Consider the following 17,626-nt stretch of genomic DNA (forward strand, 5'->3'; position numbering starts at 1 on the left):
ATATATCCAATATGAGAATTAAATCAATAGAAATGTGAATAAATTGTTTTAATTTTGTTAATTTTTATTTTTTAAATAATATTGAGCGAGAAATATTGAGTAGTTTTAGGGGGCGTTATTAGATGATTGATACATTAGTACCAAAATGGTCATAAAACCAACCGCAGTTATTTTTAGCCATTTCTTCAAATTTTTGCTATAATCACAGCAATTTTTTACCGTTTTAAAAGAGAGAAACAATGTCAAATAATACCCCTGAAAATTATGGCGCGAATAGTATTAAGGTCTTGAAAGGACTCGATGCTGTACGTAAACGTCCTGGTATGTACATTGGGGATACAGATGATGGTACGGGTTTACACCACATGGTGTTTGAAGTGGTAGATAATTCAATTGATGAAGCTTTAGCTGGCTATGCCAAAGATATTACGGTAACTATTCATACTGATAATTCAGTGTCTGTACAAGATGACGGTCGTGGTATTCCTGTTGATATTCACCCAGAAGAAGGGGTTTCTGCTGCGGAAGTGATCATGACTGTATTGCACGCAGGTGGTAAATTTGATGATAACTCATATAAAGTATCTGGTGGTTTACATGGCGTGGGTGTATCGGTTGTAAACGCATTGTCTGACAAGTTGCAATTAACTATTCGTCGTCAAGGTAAAGTACACGAACAAATTTATCATTTAGGTGAACCTAAAGCACCATTAGCAGCCATTGGTGAAACAGATCAAACAGGCACCTCAGTTCGTTTCTGGCCAAGCCCAACAATTTTTAACAACATCGAATTTGAATACGACATTTTAGCAAAACGCTTGCGTGAATTGTCATTCTTAAATTCAGGCGTATCGATCAAGTTATTTGATAAACGTAACGATAGACAAGATCACTTCCATTATGAAGGTGGTATTCAAGCCTTCGTTGAATATTTAAATCGTAATAAAAATCCAATTCACCAAAAACCATTCTATTTTTCAACCGAGAAAGACGGCATTGGTGTGGAAGTATCAATGCAATGGAATGACAGCTTTAACGAAAACGTATATTGTTTCACAAACAACATTCCACAACGTGATGGGGGTACTCATTTAGCAGGTTTCCGCGGTGCGTTAACCCGTAGTTTAAATAACTATATGGAAAACGAGGGGCACAATAAAAAATCAAAAGTGGCAACATCAGGTGATGATGCGCGTGAAGGTTTAGTAGCGATTATTTCGGTGAAAGTGCCTGATCCAAAATTCTCTTCACAAACGAAAGATAAATTAGTGTCTTCTGAAGTGAAAAGTGCGGTGGAATCGGTGATGAATGAATATTTGCAACAATATTTATTAGAAAACCCATCTGATGCCAAAATTATTGTGGGTAAAATTATTGATGCCGCACGTGCACGTGAAGCGGCGCGTAAAGCACGTGAAATGACTCGCCGTAAAGGTGCATTAGATTTAGGTGGTTTACCAGGCAAATTAGCTGACTGTCAAGAACGTGACCCCGCTTTATCTGAATTGTATCTGGTGGAGGGTGACTCTGCGGGCGGTTCAGCAAAACAAGGGCGTAACCGTAAAAACCAAGCGATTTTGCCATTAAAAGGGAAAATCCTGAACGTAGAAAAAGCACGTTTCGACAAAATGTTATCGTCTGCAGAAGTGGGTACATTAATTACCGCACTTGGCTGTGGTATTGGTCGTGATGAATATAACCCAGAGAAATTGCGTTATCACAGCATTATTATTATGACCGATGCGGACGTGGATGGTGCACATATTCGTACTTTACTGTTGACATTCTTTTATCGTCAAATGCCAGAGTTGATTGAACGTGGGCATGTTTATATTGCACAACCACCTTTATATAAAGTGAAAAAAGGCAAACAAGAGCAATATATCAAAGATGATGAAGCGATGGTGCAATATGAAGTTGCTTTAGCGTTAGAAAATGCTGCACTTTATGTGAATGAAAATGCGCCTGCGATGAATGGATTAGCTTTAGAAACTTTAGTTTCTGAATATAATGCTGTTCAGAAAATGATTGCACGTTTAGCACGCTATTATCCTGAAGCTGTATTGAAAGAACTTATTTATCATCCTGAATTAACAACAGAATTAATGGCACAAGAAAGTGCCGTAGAAACTTGGATTTCAACATTGGTTGAAAAGTTAGCGGCAAAAGAAACTAATGGTAACCATTATAGCTATCACCTTGTATTTAATAATGAACGGCATTTACATGAAGCAGTATTGACAGTACGTACTCATGGAATTGATACAGATTATTTCCTCAATTTCCAATTTGCTACAGGTAGTGAATATGCCCGTATTATGAAATTAGGCAAACAATTAGTTGGTCTAATTGAAGAGGGCGCTTATATTACACGTGGCGAACGTAAACTAGCCATTACTTCATTTGAACAAGCGATAGAATGGTTAGTGAAAGAGTCACGTCGTGGTTTAATGGTACAACGTTATAAAGGGTTAGGTGAAATGAATCCTGAACAACTTTGGGAAACCACAATGGATCCAAATGCACGTCGTATGTTAAAAGTATCTATTAAAGATGCTGTCGCGGCAGATCAATTATTTACCACATTAATGGGTGATGAAGTGGAGCCACGCCGTGAATTTATTGAAAGTAATGCACTACATGCGAATTTAGATATTTAAAAAAATTTATTTCAATCTATTAAAGTGCGGTTAAAATAAATCCAATTTTAACCGCACTTTTTTATATCATGTTTTATCAAATTCTAGCTTTATGTATTTGGGCGAGTTCTCTCGTTGCGGGTAAATATGCATTTACTATGCTTGATCCTGTACTCACTGTTCAAGTACGCTTAATTATTATTTCATTTCTTATTTTTCCGTTGTTTTTACGTCATTGGAAAAAAGTAGATAAACACTGGCGTAGTCAATTGTGGTGGCTTGGTTTTATTAATTACCCTGTAATTTTTTTATTACAATTTATTGGTTTGAAATATACCTCTGCAGCAAGTGCAGTGACAATTATTGGTTTGGAACCATTATTAATAGTTTTTATTGGACATTTCTTTTTTCAAGATAAAGCCTGTTGGTATCATTGGTTATTCGGTGTGATCGCTTTCTTAGGTGTTGCTATGTTAATTATTGGTGGTGGAGATACAGGTGAAATCAGCCTGTTAGGTTGTGGCTTAGTATTATTAGCTGGTATTTGTTTTTCTGCGAGTTTACGTTGGACTAAAAAGATGATTACACATATAACAGCACCTGCCTATACCGCAATTTCAGTTGTATTAGGTGCAATAACGTGTTTACCTTTTACACTGCTACTAACACAAGATTGGCAAATAAATTGGAATTGGCAAGGGATTGCTGGATTACTTTATCTTTCTATTTTCTGTAGCTGGATTGCTTATTGGTTATGGAATAAAGGACTCAATGCTACTCATACTAATTTAACAGGATTATTAACCGCACTTGAACCTATTTTTGGTGTCTTTTTAGCAATTATATTACTAGGTGAATCGATTTCATTATTATCTTGGTTTGGCATTGTTGTTATTATTAGTGCAACATTAATAGCCAGTCTTATGCCTAAACTAAGTAAAAAATAATTCTATTTTTTATCGCTTAAATAGCCAGTAAGTTTGAGTAAGCTTGCTGGCTTGTTTTTTTTTATTTTTAATAAAAGCAATTCTCATTTGTGTTAGAATAATGCGCTTTGATTTGAACTAAGATTTTTTAAGGACAAATATTTTATGATGATCGATAAACGATTGATAAATACAGTGTCTGATAGCAAAAAATGGGTCGCAAAAACAGTGTTATGGAGCTGGGTTGCATTAGTAGCGAGCATAGTAAGTGCGGTCATTTTTGCGCTGTGTTTAGAACAAGCCTTTGAGCAAACATTAACACTTGGCACATTGTTTAGCTATGCAATTAACTTAGTTGTTGCCCTTGCAGTACGGGCTTTTGCAGGCAAGATGTCAGTAAAAGCCTCTTATCAAGCCAGTACCAACGTTAAACATGAATTGCGTACGCTTATTTTCCAAAAATTAGCTGCAATGCCGTTAAATCAAGTCAACCAACAATCTACTTCATCAATTATCCAAGTGGCATCAGAAGGGGTCGAACAGCTAGAAATCTATTTTGGTCGCTATTTACCACAACTGTTTTACAGCCTACTAGCACCGTTAACCTTATTTATTTTCCTTGTTTGGTTTAATGCGCCAACTGCGTTAATTTTATTAGTTTGTGTGCCCTTAATTCCGATGTCGATTATTGCAGTGAATAAAATTGCAAAACGTTTACTGCATAAGTATTGGTCTATTTATGTGGGATTGGGCAGCAGCTTCTTAGATAATTTACAAGGGTTGATTACCTTAAAAATCTATCAAGATGACGGCTACAAAGCGAAACAAATGGATATTGAGGCGGAAAAATTCCGTACTATTACAATGAAAGTACTCACCATGCAGCTCAACTCCGTATCCTTGATGGACTTGTTGGCTTACGGTGGTGCAGCAATCGGTATTTTGACCGCACTTCTACAATTCCAATCAGATAATTTAGGCATTTTCGGTGTGATTTTATTTATCTTATTGGCTTCAGAGTTCTTTATTCCATTGCGTTTGCTTGGCTCGTTCTTCCATGTGGCAATGAACGGCAAAGCTGCCTCAGACAAAATTTTCACATTATTAGATATACCAGTAGAAACCAACGAAAGTGCGGTAGATTTTAGAGCAGAAAATCAAGTTCAAGTGGATATCCAAAATTTACACTTTGCCTATAACGCTGAAAAACAAGCGATTAATGGTTTAGATTTAACGATTCAACCAAAACAATTAACGGTTTTTGTGGGTAAAAGTGGCTGCGGTAAATCCACTTTAGTGTCCTTATTAATGGGCTTCCACAAAGCACAGCAAGGCAAGATTTTATTCAATGGACAAGAAATCCAAGACCTTGATCGCCACTCGTTCTATCGTCATGTGTCATTAGTCAGTCACAGCTCTTATGTGTTCAAAGGCACCTTGCGTGAAAATATGTTAATGGCGAACTTAAACGCCACAGATGAACAAATTTACGATGTGTTAGAACAAGTTAACCTTGCCAACTTTGTACGTGAAAATGGCGGTTTAGATATGGCATTGTTAAGCCGTGGCAGTAACTTATCTGGCGGACAAATTCAACGTTTAGCCCTTGCGCGCGCCTTATTACATAATGCAAGTTTCTACATTTTCGATGAAGCCACCAGCAACATTGATGTGGAAAGTGAAGAAATTATTTTGAATTTCATTCAACGTTTAAAAGCAGAAAAAACCATTGTGATGATTTCCCACCGTTTAGCAAATGCCGTCAAAGCGGATCAAATTTATGTATTACAACAAGGAGTATTAGCAGAGCAAGGCAACCACGAAAGTTTAATGGCGACAAATGGCATTTATGCGGAAATGTTCAATCAACAACGTAACTTAGAGAATATCCGCGAAAATACTCGCAACGGAGGGCAACAATATGCGTAAAAATGGTTTTGCCATTATGTGGCAATTATTGAAGTTAGTGACACCATTAGCCCATATTATGAGCTTCACCATTATTATGGGAGTACTTGGTTTTTTAGCTGCTATCTTCATTATGGTGCTTGGTGCGATGGGCTTATCTAACTTATTGGATTTCCCAACTCATCTCAGTTTTTCGCAAATTTTGACCGCACTTATCGTCTTAGCGGTAGCACGCGGCATCTTACGCTACCTTGAACAAATGTCAGGGCATTACATTGCGTTCAAATTGTTAGCCTTATTACGAGATAAAGTATTCTCTGCCTTGCGTAAACTAGCATTTGTGAAATTACAGGGTAAGCAATCAGGGCAATTATTATCATTAGTGACCAATGACATTGAATTGTTAGAAGTGTTCTATGCACACACTATCGCCCCAATTATGATTGCATTCTTAACCTCAAGCTTTTTATTGGCAGTGTTTGCGCACATTTCTTTGTGGTTTACGCTAATTGCATTTTTAGCCTATATCACCATTGGTTTAATTCTACCAATTATCACGACAAAAATGGCACGTGAAGACGGGCGTATTTATCGTGAGCTCGTAGGTGAAATGAACGATTATTTCCTCGATAGCATTCGTGGAATGAAAGAATTGCAACTGTTTGGTAATGAAAAAGAGCGTTTGGCTGGCATTCACCAACGTAGTGAAAAAATCGACCAAGCCTTTTTAAAAATCAAACAACAAGAAGGTAAAGTGCGTTCTTATACAGAAATTGCGGTTTCTGCTTTCAATATCCTGATTTTAATCGCTGGCGTAGTGCTATATTTGAATCAACAAATCAACTTTGCAGGTTTATTAATCGCAGTGATTCTATTGATGTCCAGCTATGGGCCTGTGATTGCGTTAAGTAATTTGTCTAATAACTTATTGCAAACCCTAGCCAGTGGTGAGCGTGTACTGGGTTTATTAGCCGAAGAACCGCACTTAAAAGACGTGGTGAAAGGCGTTGATTTAACCGATGCGAACCAACTTGATGTTGAACATTTAAGTTTTGCTTATGATAACGAACAAATCCTTTCAAATGTGAATTTACGTTTAACTAAAGGCGAAATTTTAGGCATTCACGGACGTAGTGGCAGTGGCAAAAGTACTTTATTGAAATTGATTATGCGTTTTTACGATCCACAATCAGGGACAATCCGCATCAATGGCAAAGATTTAAAAGAAATTAATACCCTCAGCTTGCGTGATAATATCGCTTACATCACCCAACAAACCTATATTTTCAATGAAACTATCTATGAAAATATTTTGATGGCAGATCGCCGTGCAAGCAAAGAACAAGTAATTGAGGCAGCGAAAAAAGCTTCGATTCACGACTTTATTATGAGCTTACCAGAAGGTTATGACACTAAAGTCACCGAGCTAGGCAGTAACTTATCGGACGGTGAAAAACAACGTATCGGCATTGCCCGTGCGTTCTTGCACAATGCGCCAATTATCTTACTAGATGAGCCAACCAGTAACTTAGACAGTTTAAACGAAGCGATTATTTTGCAGTCATTGCTCAATGTGAAATCGGAAAAACTAATTGTATTAGTCAGCCACCGTGCTTCAACAATGGCAATCTGCGATCAAGTGATTCATATTGAGAATGGACGAATGTCGTAAGCTCACGCTATTCTTTACTCTCAATCCCTTAACATTAAGTGCGGTCTGTTTTTTCAAAATTTCTAAAAAATCGACCGCACTTTTCTTTTTCTTAAATTACAAATAATCTAGCGAAATTTTCATCAATTCCAGTTATAGTAGAAAGTGCCTGTTTAACTACAAACTAAGGAGAAATGATGAAAGTCACCAGTTCAGCCATTAAAAATGGGGCATTTGAAGACAAATTCGGTAAACGAGGTAGTCAATTTAGCCCAAATGGTATGCCAACTTATTCTATCCCGTTTGAAATTAGCGGTGCGCCTGAAGGGACAAAGTCTTTTGCAGTCGTGTTAGAAGATAAAGATGCGATTACGGCGAGTGGTTTCGTTTGGATTCATTGGTTAATCGCTAATTTAGAGCGCACTTCTGTGCAAGAAAATGAAAGTTTAACTGCGACTGATTATGTGCAAGGGGCGAACTCGTGGGCAAGCGTGTTAGGCAAATTTGATATTGCTGAAGCCTCTGTTTATGGTGGAATGGCACCGCCAAATTGTCAACATCGCTATGAATTGATTGTGTATGCTTTGGATTGCACATTAGATCTGGAAGCAGGATTCCGCTTTAATGATCTTCATTTTGCAATGCAGGGGCATATTTTGGATCAAGCCGTTGTGATGGGGACTTATGATGTTTAGCTAATAGATTTTATTGCAAATATTTCAAGTGCATTCTTTTTTATTTTTGTATAAAGTGCGGTGTGTTTTGATTAAATTTGAACATACTTGTTTGATTAAACAGCAAAGATCAATGTTCCTGTAATTGTAGGTGATATATGTTAGAAAAAATGTCAGAAGCGCAATATAAAAGAATTGTTGAAAACAATAGGGGGCTTACATTAATTGGTATGTTTTCCAGTTTTCAAGTGTGTTTCGGTGATATACGAGATAAACCCGAAATCAAAGAAATGTTTTTAGAATTGATGGCAGATTTAATGAAAACAGGGGAACTCAAGTTAGCGACTCAAGGCAAATTCCTCGAAGGGTCGATTGAAGAACAGATTGATTTATTTCGCCAAGCTTGGCCAGATCATTATGATGATAAGGAATTGGAATATGATATTGATAATACATGGTGGATTACTTATGCCCCAGCAGGTGCAGTGTGGATTTGGGAAGATGGTTATGAAGAATGGACTTAGCGAGATAAAAGTGCGGTTAGTTTTGAAAAAGTGTTACGCTTTGAAAAATTAACCGTTTTTTATATAAGATGAGGTTATATCGTCGATTGAGTTTGCGCTGGTGTTTACATGAACGAATATGTTTCTCATTTTGTTGCTAACGCGTTCGTCAGAGAAGAACGCTATCCAAGGGGGAAATCAATAGAATTAAAGTTTCAATAACTATAGTGGAGAAGGAATATGAATCCTAATATGAAAAAGAAAATATTGGAAAAATCTAAAGGATTACCTCTTTTCGCATTATTAGCGGAATTTGAAGATTATTTTGGTTCAGTAAAAGATTCAGATGAAACAAAAGAATTATTTCTTTCTTTTATTGCAGAATTAATGCATGACGGCGAATTGAAATTTGCAATACAAGGCAAATTCCTCGAAGGGTCGATTGAAGAACAGATTGATGTATTTCGCCAAGCTTGGCCAGATCATTATGATGAAAATGAAATGGAATATGATATTGATAATACATGGTGGATTACTTATGCGCCAGCAGGCGCAGTGTGGATTTGGGAAGATGGTTATGAAGATTGGACTTAGCGAGATAAAAGTGCTAGATGATAGTGTTAAATTATGGAGAATGAATAAATTTGAACTGAAATTTCAATAAAGTAAGGAGGTGAACATGTTAGAGAAAATGTCAGAAGCGCAATATAAAAGAATTGTTGAAGAGAATCGAGGACTTTCGTTAGATGGTCTATTTGCTAGTTTTCAAGTGTGTTTCGGTGATATACAAGATAAACCCGAAATCAAAGAAATGTTTTTAGAATTGATGGCAGATTTAATGAAAACAGGGGAACTCAAGTTAGCGACTAAAGGCAAATTCCTCGAAGGGTCGATTGAAGAACAGATTGATGTATTTCGCCAAGCTTGGCCAGATCATTATGATGAAAATGAAATGGAATATGATATTGATAATACATGGTGGATTACTTATGCCCCAGCAGGCGCAGTATGGATTTGCGAAGATGGTTATGAAGAATGGACTTAGCGAGATAAAAGTGCGGTGTGTTTTGAGTAAATTTTGACATACCGCTTTTTTTAGGTTAGATGCAAGTGTGGATATTTGCGAGAATAAGAAGAGAAAGTGCAGCTTGTCTGAATGCAAAAAACTCGTCAAAACTGACCGCACTTTCTCGCGTTGTTAAGGGGCAAGGTAGAATTCGATATAGCCGCCTTGATAAACATAGCCTTTAATTTCACCATGTTCTTCATATTTAAAATCAATATCACGGAAAATTAATAGCCCCCCTTCTTCTGTTGGCACTTTAGTAAGCTTTTCAGCTAAAGGAAGCAGTTCCTCTTGTTGGTATTTTTGGTGAATGTCCAATCCTGCTGACTTAAATACCTCTGCAAAGTAACTTTCACTGAAGTTATATTGATAGCCAGAATCTTCATCGATAAGCGCAAAATGACGTTGGAATAATTGAGATTTATCTTGTTCCGATGCTTCATCTTGCGATTTTGTATCGCTATAACCATTGATTAAATAGAGTTTTTGATAAGACTGAATATCAATCGCTTGTTTATAGTTTCTGTTTGTGTCATACGCATAAAAGCTAATGGTAGCATATTTATCTTGATAATTATTATTGTAGATAATTTGGTTGTAGTAAAAACCAGATAAGTAATCAAGATTTTCTTTACCGTATTTCGCGATTGCTTGTGGGTTAGTTTTTATATAAGGCACAATAATCTCATCTAATAATTTATATTTTTCAGCTTGCTCACGACTTAATTTTTTCGCAAAATTTTTCTCAAAAATTTTTGAGCTAATTTTTCCTTGTTGATCGAGAAGATTCAGCTCAGTCAACACGCGTTCAAAGCGCACAAGTTGATTTTGTTGAGTTAGATGATAAGGTGAGGTAACTATCATACCAGCGAAAATGACAGTACAGGTGAGAAGTATAAACCAGCGATATTGTAACCAACGTGGGTGCATAGAACATATTACAAACACTGTAATGATACTCGCAATCATGACTAAGAAAACTCTTGTTTCGGTTAGACCATAAGTAGTAACACGTTCGCTGATGCCTAACCAGAGTAAAATCAATGGTGCAATAGAAAGGTAGCTGAAATAGCGATAGAACCATGTCCATTTAGGTTTCGTTAATAATAAACGTAGCGCATGGCACAGTAGACCTAGCGCGATATAAGGCATAATAATGTAGGCGACTCCCCCTTGTGGTAACTCAAAATGAAGGAGAATTTTTGCTAAATAAAGATACACAAGGAAGGTATAAATGATGACAACAGGCGAGAAAATAAAGTTAATTACCAGTTCAATGACATAGTGAAAACGTTCATTTTGGACATTGTTTGCTAAACGTTGCTCAAAAATAAGAAATAAAATGGGCGTGAAGAAGAACGTAGTAAATAGAATCGTTTTAGGTATTACATTGAACGTTAAAATGCTTAGATTAAACAGATATTCAACACTAGTAAAAATGAGTAATACAAAAAGACAAATAATGCATGCAATGGCAATAGACAGAATAAGTTGTACAAAACGAGATATTGTATCGTAGATAAAGTGTCGATTATCTTGCGTAAGTGGATAAGTAATAAATAACAAAAAATGAATAAGTAATAATCCCCAATAAGCATAGTTATCATAAATATCACGTTCAGCAAAATAAAAAGCGAAGGTGATAGCAATAGCGTAGCTGATTGTGATCCAATGAGCATACTTAATTTTTTGCAACATTAATGTTGTGGAAAAATAAATTGGTAATAATAAAATCAAGATGGCATAAGCGGAAATGTTGTTATCTTGAATGAAAGGAATACATGAAGTGCTGATTAAAATAAATACTATTGCGAGTGGATATTTCTTTAGCAGGTCTTTGGTACTTTCGATCAGAGAGTGCATGATATTCATTTTGTTTCCTTAAAATTAACGCTCAAAAATTAATAAAATCATTCTAATGTTTTTATGACTCTCTGAATAGAGTGAATAAAAAAGCTACAGTGAACTGTGGCGAAAATCCATAATGAAAAAGACAGTTATATGATTTTTATTTAGGGGAAACGTGTTGTAAGAAAATTTTACGTAGTGAAGTTAAACCTAATTTTTCTGCTTCATTAACTAAATTGAGTGCACGATTAATATCATTTTGTTTTAGCGCTTTCTTCACAGATTGATTAAAATAGGCTTCTGTCTCTTTATCCACAGTTGTTGCCACCGTTTGAGCTGATGGTGTAATTGATTGTACTTGCTCAATAGCTGTTGCCAAATCTTCAGGCGGATGTATCACTCCACCTTTTTTACATCCACATTATTCAATCGACCACATGATATAACAGTCTCTAATAAGCGATTTATGAGTGAAATAACACCAAAATAGACCGCACTTTTGTTTCTATTGCACAACTAAGATGTTTAGTTGATCGATGATTAGTTTTTCATTGTGCGTTGAATGTGCTATTTTTACGTCCTTAACCATTGGGCTTTATCGTGCCAATTTTTATTTTATGCAACTAACTAGCACTTTATGATCGAAAAATACAAGTTAAACCAAGAAAATATTATTCCTTTTTTAACAACACATATTGAGCAACAAAATACATTTACTGTATTAAATGGCTTATGCCAGTGGTTACGTTTGGGAGGGAAAAAAGAAGCGCCTCAGCGTTTATCTTATTTAATACAAATTTTACAAAATGATGTGGCGTTAGCTGGAAAGATCGCTTCATTATTATGTCAGTGGATTTGCCAAATGCGTCTTTATCCACTTTTTATTAGTTGTGGTTTACTTGGTCGAGAAGGCTTTGGGCGTGAGATACAAAAACGTTTATATGAGCGTTTTAATCCTTCTTTTAAAGATTTAAATGACTTACGTGATATTTTCTTTGTTTTATTTTGCGAAGAAAGTGATGAAGAATGGTTACAGGCAACAGCAATCCAAGATTGGATCAAATTATTAGATATATTACAGCAACAGAGTACAGAAAAAGAGCGTGAGAATGTACATAATCATTTACGTTATGAAGGCTTTTTTGCGATTGAAATGCTGGCTATTTGGATTGCAGCAGAAGAACTTGAACCTGAATTAATGCGACTTGATCCCACTTTACTTGATGCTGATTCGCCTTTTGTTGCGCTACATCGAGAGGTGGCGAATTGGGTAGCCTCACATCGTCAAAATCGACAATATGATGATGCTCATTTACAAGTGATGTTTGATCAATGTCGAGAGCAAATTGATCGCATCCATCGCCGTGGTGCAAGTGCAGGTTCAACATTAGGTGTCGCGCATTTATTAACACGTCTTGATCAAACATTAACTCGCTTAGCTACTTTAATGGATATTTTTCAGCAGGATCGCCTTTTACCACATCGTATTTTGGTGTTTACGGGCGAATTAGCCATTGCTTCTGCACGTAGTCATAGTGCGGTAGATTTATGGAAACAGAGTGTCAAAATGTTGGCGCGCAGTATTACCCAAAATAAAAGTGATCATGGTGAGCATTACATTACGCGTGATAGAAAAGAATACCGTAATATGTTTTTTTCAGCGGCAGGTGGTGGCATTTTAATTGCTTTTATGGCGCTATTTAAGCTGTATTTAGGTGATCTGATTGAAGACCGAGTATGGCGTGGTATTGCTGAAGGATTGAATTACGGTATTGGTTTTACAATTATTTTCATGTTGCATGGCACTGTGGCGACGAAACAGCCTGCAATGACTGCGGCTCGTTTTGCAGAAACTGTGGATAATGGACAAGGTAAATCTGTTAACCTGCAATTGGCACAATTACTCATTGATGTATTTCGTTCGCAAACGGTGGCCGTATTAGGTAATGTCACGCTCGCTATTTTAGTCGCTTGTTTGCTAGCCATAGGTTATCAGTATTATGCTGGCATGCCTTTACTCACAGAAGCAGAGATTGCATATCAGCAAAAATCTATTGATCCAATGAAAGGGTCGTTGTGGTTTGCAGCGATTGCAGGTTTTTGGTTGTTTTTTTCGGGGATTATTTCAGGTTATTTTGATAATCGCAGTAATTATTTGAATTTAAAAATGCGTTTGCGTAACCACCCCATTTTACGTCGTATTTTAACTCGTAATATGCGCTATAAATTTGCAGAATATTGGCATGATAATTATGGTTCGATTATGGGTAACTTGTGTTTCGGTTTATTGTTAGGCTTAACAGGTTTAGTCGGATATTTGTTAAATTTACCACTTGATATTCGCCATGTAGCGTTTTCTTCTGCCAATTTGGGTTATATGGCGATCAGTGGCGATTTCACTTGGCAGCTGTTTTTACAAGGATTGATGCTGGTGTTATTGATCGGGATTGTGAACTTAGTCGTAAGTTTCTTTATTGCACTTTGCGTCGCATTACGTTCATTAGATGCACAAATTGAAAGCTGGTGTGATATTGGTAAGTGTGTTTGGAAATTGATTAAACAACGCCCATTGTCATTATTTTTTCCATATTAAAGAGTGAATGAAAAACAAGAAAAAAGACCGTCCTTGAAAAAGATGGCCTTTTTTTAATTTGGGCTTTACTTAATTTTTGACTGCAATAGCTTCGATTTCAATACCTACATCTTTTGGTAAACGAGCAACTTCAACACATGAACGTGCTGGGAAGTTAGGGTGATTGTTTTCTTTAAAGAAACGTTCATACTCTGCATTTACTGCGGCAAAGTCATTTAAATCTTTGACAAATACCGTGGTTTTCACAATATTTGCGACTTGTAATCCCGCTTGTTCAATGATGGCTTTGACATTTTCTAAAGATTGACGTGCTTGTGCCACGATATCAGCTGGTACCTCACCCGTTTTGGGATTCACTGGAATTTGCCCAGAAGTTAACAACATATTCCCTAAGTCAACGGCTTGTACATAAGGGCCAATTGCTGCTGGGGCATTGTCAGTATGAATCACTTTCGTCATTTCTCTCATCTCCTTTTGCTGATTAAAAAAGTATTTTTATTGTACGCTGTTCAACGAAAATTTACAGTGGATTGAGTGCATTAATTAAACGGATTTCATCAAATGTTGCGATATCTTCTAATAAGATCGTACATTGCTGGATTTTATTTTCTGCTAATAATTTTGCCCGTTGCGTGCCAGCTAATAACGGCGTATCAGGCGTAAACCAATGTTTACCTCGACGAAAGACCAGATTTCCAATGGTACAATCCGTTACTTTACCTTGTTTGATGATCATGATTTCATCACAATCACCTTTTTGTTGTAGCAATTGAGCTAACGGAGTCCGATCAGCATATTTCAAACCATATTCAATATCGTCACAAATTACTGGCTGAAAAGTGCGGTAAGTTTTGCGCTGATAAGCAAAGTACTGCACTTGTAATTCAGTGGCATTATAATCAATACGGCAACGAATCAACGGAGCATATTGAGTCTGCTCAAGTGCGGTTTGAATTTGAATAACTTGGGCAAAATCATGAACATTGACTGCCTTTTTTGCATAAAATTGCTTTAAGCTGTCAATATAGCGTTGCTGATGTAAGGCAAGATGTTGAATCTCACCGTTGACAATTGCAATTGTTTCAAACAGAGAAAACATCATTGTTTATCCTACTGGCACATAGACTTTTTGCAGTAATTCTTGGTATTCATCTTCTAACTCACTTAAGATAGTAATTCCTCCGCCACTACGGAAATAATACTCATCATCGACTTGTTCAATGAAGCGAATTGCTACCGCACTTTGCAATGACTCACCATCAAAAAGACCAAAAATTCCCGTGTAATAACCTCGAGGTTGTTGTTCTGCGGTTTGAATAATATGTACCGTTTTTTCTTTTGGTGCACCGCTAATAGAGCCTGCGGGCAATAATGCTGCTAAAATAGAACCGATATTTTCTTGCCAATTTTCTGCTAAATTACCTCTGATTTCTGAACTTGTCTGTAAGATCGCGCCTTTTTGCGTTTCGATTTTTTCTACATAACGAAAGTGAGTGACTTCTACTTTCTCTGATACGGTTGCTAAATCATTACGCATTAAATCCACAATAGTATAATGTTCTTGGCGTTCTTTTTCAGAATCTAACAACTGTTTTTCAGCATCGGGTAAAGTTGCATCAATAGTACCCTTCATCGGATAAGTGAAAATTTGATTATGATGAATATTGACAAAGCATTCTGGTGAAAAACAGACAAAACGATTTTGATAATAGAGTTTATAGGGGGCTTTTGTTTGCTGGAAAATCTGCGCCAGACTCAAATTTGTCTCAATTTTCGTAGGATACGTGAGATTCAATAAATAAGAATTGCCTTTTTGTAGTTCTTCTTGCACTAACATAAAGCCATGCTGGTAAACGGTTTTTTCTATTGGAAATTTGTTTAATCTAAAAGGCTCGCAAGAGGTTTGTGTTTGCCAATTGATATTATGTTGACCTTTAATTGCAAAAAACAGCCCTAAACTTGCAGCTTGTGTTAAAGGGCAAATGATCGGTTGTTGCTGTTCAAAATCAATCAGAAAGAAAAATGGTTGGCGTTGTTTACCATATTGATTGGCTTGTTGAATAAAAGAATGAAAACACATAGATTTATCTGTGATAAAAAAATAAGTGGAAGTGTAACGGAAAATCAGACAAAAATCCGCTTTTTCCTTTATACTTTGCTTTCTTCTTAACAGGATATAGTATGGATATGAAACGGCTGCTTATTATTAATAATCAAGATTCTTTTACATATAACTTAGTAGATTTAATTCGTCGATTAACAGTGCCTTTTGAGGTGGTTAATGTGCAAGAATTGGACCTATCTAAGGTAGAGAATTATAGTCATATTCTGATCTCTCCTGGCCCTGACGTACCTCGTGCTTATCCTCAATTATTTGCAATGTTAGCCAAATATTATCAAACTAAGTCGATTTTAGGCGTGTGTTTAGGTCACCAAACCCTGTGTGAATTTTTTGGTGGCGAACTATATAATTTAGATAAAGTACGCCATGGGCGCATTCAGCGTTTGAAAGTGCGGTCAAATTCGCCTTTATTTGAAGGGCTTCCCTTAGAATTTCAAATTGGCTTATACCATTCTTGGGCGATTCGTGAGCAATCTTTCTCCGATTCTCTTACTATCACAGCCCATTGTGCCGAAGAAGTTGTTATGGCATTTCAACACAAATTTCTACCGATTTACGGTGTTCAATTCCACCCTGAATCCTTCATGACAGAACATGGTGAACAACTCTTACGAAATTGGTTAGAGAGCTAAATTTTTGAAAAAACAGACCGCACTTTTCTGATTTTTTCTAGTGTTTACAACAGCTGACTTATTCCCATATTGACAAAAAATCCACCAATTACTAACCAGCATAGTACTAGTGCGCCTAAAATAAGCGGTTTGATGCCTGCTTGTTTAATGGCACTAATGTGAGTGGTTAAACCTAGAGCCGTCATCGCCGCGATGAGTAATAGCCCGTCAATTTGTACAATCCACTTTACAATATGAGCAGGAATGAGTGAGAAAGAGTTAATAACTGCCATTAAAATAAAGAGAAAGGCAAACCAAGGAATCGTGATTTTATTGCTTTGTGGATTATCACTTTGTTTCGTGAGTAACCAAGAAATAAAGAGTAAAAATGGTGCAAGCATCATTACACGGATCATTTTTGATATAACTGCTGTATCCGCAACGGCTGAACTGATGTTACCACCTGCTGCATAAACTTGGGCAACTTCGTGTACACTCGAGCCAATATAAATACCAAATTGATGCTCACTTAACCAACTTGCAAGATAAGGATACATAGCTGGATATAAAAACATGGAGATCGTACCGAAAATGACAATTACAGCGACAGAAACTGACACTTGATGTGACTCTGCTTTTGTCACAGGTTGCATTGACATAATCGCGGCAGCACCACAAATACTACAGCCACCTGCAGTTAAATAAACAATTTGTTTATCCATGTTTAAATAACGAAGTCCAAGCCAAATAGTAAGAGCAAAAGTACTGATTAACATAATCGCATCTGTGGCGATAGCATTAACACCTACGGCGCTAATATCTTGAAAGGTTAAACGGAAACCATACAAAATAATACCTAGACGTAATAGTGTGCCTTTGGCAAAGATGACACCTTGTGCGGTATATTGTGAAAATTTAGGATAAAGCGTGTTGCCAAGGAAGATGCCTAATAGAATTGCGATAGTGAGAGCACTTAGTTTTGCATGGAGAGCGAAAGTGCTTTTAGAAAGTATATCGACAATAAATGTGAGTATTGCAACAAAGATTAAGCCGATATACAGAGTTTTATTTTTCATTACAACGGT

Annotated in this window: 15 protein-coding genes and 1 pseudogene; 10 read left to right on the forward strand and 6 right to left on the reverse strand. The window is 36.6% G+C overall.

Annotated elements, in window-relative coordinates:
- The first annotated feature begins 239 nt into the window (after positions 1-239).
- From gyrB to K7G93_RS08565, 8 genes are all read left to right on the forward strand, one after another.
- Positions 240-2,660 (forward strand): DNA topoisomerase (ATP-hydrolyzing) subunit B, encoded by a 2,421-nt coding sequence (gene gyrB / locus K7G93_RS08530; RefSeq protein ID WP_226690902.1) that lies wholly within the window; start codon positions 240-242, stop codon positions 2,658-2,660.
- Positions 2,661-2,728: 68 nt separating this feature from the next.
- Complete coding sequence (locus tag K7G93_RS08535; RefSeq protein ID WP_223667668.1) at positions 2,729-3,586, forward strand: DMT family transporter; 858 nt, start codon at positions 2,729-2,731, stop codon at positions 3,584-3,586.
- 144 nt (positions 3,587-3,730) lie between these two features.
- Positions 3,731-5,494, forward strand: a complete 1,764-nt coding sequence (locus K7G93_RS08540) for an ABC transporter ATP-binding protein/permease (protein WP_226690901.1) — start codon at positions 3,731-3,733, stop codon at positions 5,492-5,494.
- Positions 5,487-7,145, forward strand: a complete 1,659-nt coding sequence (gene cydC, locus K7G93_RS08545) for a thiol reductant ABC exporter subunit CydC (protein WP_223667671.1) — start codon at positions 5,487-5,489, stop codon at positions 7,143-7,145. The genes K7G93_RS08540 and cydC overlap by 8 nt, the downstream gene beginning before the upstream one ends.
- A 176-nt stretch (positions 7,146-7,321) precedes the next feature.
- Positions 7,322-7,819: a YbhB/YbcL family Raf kinase inhibitor-like protein gene (locus K7G93_RS08550; protein ID WP_223668401.1), complete on the forward strand. Its 498-nt coding sequence runs from the start codon at positions 7,322-7,324 to the stop codon at positions 7,817-7,819.
- A gap of 137 nt (positions 7,820-7,956) precedes the next feature.
- Positions 7,957-8,322, forward strand: coding sequence for a DUF596 domain-containing protein (locus K7G93_RS08555; protein WP_226690900.1), 366 nt, complete (start codon positions 7,957-7,959; stop codon positions 8,320-8,322).
- Positions 8,323-8,553: 231 nt separating this feature from the next.
- Entirely contained in the window at positions 8,554-8,895 is a 342-nt protein-coding gene (locus tag K7G93_RS08560) for a DUF596 domain-containing protein (protein ID WP_223667674.1), read from the forward strand.
- An 85-nt stretch (positions 8,896-8,980) separates the two neighbouring features.
- Positions 8,981-9,346, forward strand: a complete 366-nt coding sequence (locus tag K7G93_RS08565; RefSeq protein ID WP_228400360.1) for a DUF596 domain-containing protein — start codon at positions 8,981-8,983, stop codon at positions 9,344-9,346.
- 153 nt (positions 9,347-9,499) lie between these two features.
- Here the strand turns inward: K7G93_RS08565 and K7G93_RS08570 are convergent, their stop codons facing one another.
- Together K7G93_RS08570 and K7G93_RS08575 are read right to left on the reverse strand one after the other, a co-directional pair.
- Positions 9,500-11,239, reverse strand: a complete 1,740-nt coding sequence (locus tag K7G93_RS08570) for a DUF4153 domain-containing protein (protein ID WP_228400361.1) — start codon at positions 11,237-11,239, stop codon at positions 9,500-9,502.
- 136 nt (positions 11,240-11,375) lie between these two features.
- Positions 11,376-11,537: pseudogene (locus K7G93_RS08575) on the reverse strand (maltose operon protein MalM); the annotation flags it as partial.
- A gap of 315 nt (positions 11,538-11,852) precedes the next feature.
- Here K7G93_RS08575 and K7G93_RS08580 point away from each other — a divergent pair.
- Complete coding sequence (locus K7G93_RS08580; protein ID WP_160531580.1) at positions 11,853-13,808, forward strand: site-specific recombinase; 1,956 nt, start codon at positions 11,853-11,855, stop codon at positions 13,806-13,808.
- A gap of 69 nt (positions 13,809-13,877) precedes the next feature.
- Here K7G93_RS08580 and K7G93_RS08585 read toward each other — a convergent pair whose 3' ends face one another.
- From K7G93_RS08585 to K7G93_RS08595, 3 genes are all read right to left on the reverse strand, one after another.
- Entirely contained in the window at positions 13,878-14,267 is a 390-nt protein-coding gene (locus K7G93_RS08585; RefSeq protein WP_049215857.1) for a RidA family protein, read from the reverse strand.
- A 61-nt stretch (positions 14,268-14,328) separates the two neighbouring features.
- Positions 14,329-14,907, reverse strand: a complete 579-nt coding sequence (locus K7G93_RS08590) for an aminotransferase class IV family protein (protein WP_226690927.1) — start codon at positions 14,905-14,907, stop codon at positions 14,329-14,331.
- Between the two features lie 6 nt (positions 14,908-14,913).
- Positions 14,914-15,888, reverse strand: coding sequence for an aminodeoxychorismate synthase component I (locus tag K7G93_RS08595; protein WP_226690897.1), 975 nt, complete (start codon positions 15,886-15,888; stop codon positions 14,914-14,916).
- 107 nt (positions 15,889-15,995) lie between these two features.
- On the opposite strand from K7G93_RS08595, the gene K7G93_RS08600 reads away from it, so the two are divergent.
- Entirely contained in the window at positions 15,996-16,562 is a 567-nt protein-coding gene (locus K7G93_RS08600) for an anthranilate synthase component II (RefSeq protein WP_226690926.1), read from the forward strand.
- Positions 16,563-16,606: 44 nt separating this feature from the next.
- On the opposite strand, the gene K7G93_RS08605 is transcribed toward K7G93_RS08600, so the two are convergent.
- Positions 16,607-17,617 (reverse strand): YeiH family putative sulfate export transporter, encoded by a 1,011-nt coding sequence (locus K7G93_RS08605; protein ID WP_049215850.1) that lies wholly within the window; start codon positions 17,615-17,617, stop codon positions 16,607-16,609.
- Positions 17,618-17,626: the final 9 nt, after the last annotated feature.

Source organism: Pasteurella canis, from assembly GCF_020810675.1.
Classification (GTDB): Bacteria; Pseudomonadota; Gammaproteobacteria; order Enterobacterales; family Pasteurellaceae; genus Pasteurella; species Pasteurella canis.

Excerpts from the sequence above, each read along its gene's own strand:
- K7G93_RS08570 (WP_228400361.1), bottom strand. The coding sequence starts at position 11,239 with ATGAATATCATGCACTCTCTGATCGAAAGTACCAAAGACCTGCTAAAG.
- gyrB (WP_226690902.1), top strand. The coding sequence starts at position 240 with ATGTCAAATAATACCCCTGAAAATTATGGCGCGAATAGTATTAAGGTC.
- K7G93_RS08555 (WP_226690900.1), top strand. The coding sequence starts at position 7,957 with ATGTTAGAAAAAATGTCAGAAGCGCAATATAAAAGAATTGTTGAAAAC.
- K7G93_RS08595 (WP_226690897.1), bottom strand. The coding sequence starts at position 15,888 with ATGTGTTTTCATTCTTTTATTCAACAAGCCAATCAATATGGTAAACAA.
- K7G93_RS08565 (WP_228400360.1), top strand. The coding sequence starts at position 8,981 with ATGTTAGAGAAAATGTCAGAAGCGCAATATAAAAGAATTGTTGAAGAG.
- K7G93_RS08580 (WP_160531580.1), top strand. The coding sequence starts at position 11,853 with ATGATCGAAAAATACAAGTTAAACCAAGAAAATATTATTCCTTTTTTA.
- K7G93_RS08550 (WP_223668401.1), top strand. The coding sequence starts at position 7,322 with ATGAAAGTCACCAGTTCAGCCATTAAAAATGGGGCATTTGAAGACAAA.
- K7G93_RS08590 (WP_226690927.1), bottom strand. The coding sequence starts at position 14,907 with ATGTTTTCTCTGTTTGAAACAATTGCAATTGTCAACGGTGAGATTCAA.
- K7G93_RS08560 (WP_223667674.1), top strand. The coding sequence starts at position 8,554 with ATGAAAAAGAAAATATTGGAAAAATCTAAAGGATTACCTCTTTTCGCA.
- K7G93_RS08540 (WP_226690901.1), top strand. The coding sequence starts at position 3,731 with ATGATGATCGATAAACGATTGATAAATACAGTGTCTGATAGCAAAAAA.
- K7G93_RS08535 (WP_223667668.1), top strand. The coding sequence starts at position 2,729 with ATGTTTTATCAAATTCTAGCTTTATGTATTTGGGCGAGTTCTCTCGTT.
- K7G93_RS08600 (WP_226690926.1), top strand. The coding sequence starts at position 15,996 with ATGAAACGGCTGCTTATTATTAATAATCAAGATTCTTTTACATATAAC.
- K7G93_RS08585 (WP_049215857.1), bottom strand. The coding sequence starts at position 14,267 with ATGACGAAAGTGATTCATACTGACAATGCCCCAGCAGCAATTGGCCCT.
- K7G93_RS08605 (WP_049215850.1), bottom strand. The coding sequence starts at position 17,617 with ATGAAAAATAAAACTCTGTATATCGGCTTAATCTTTGTTGCAATACTC.
- cydC (WP_223667671.1), top strand. The coding sequence starts at position 5,487 with ATGCGTAAAAATGGTTTTGCCATTATGTGGCAATTATTGAAGTTAGTG.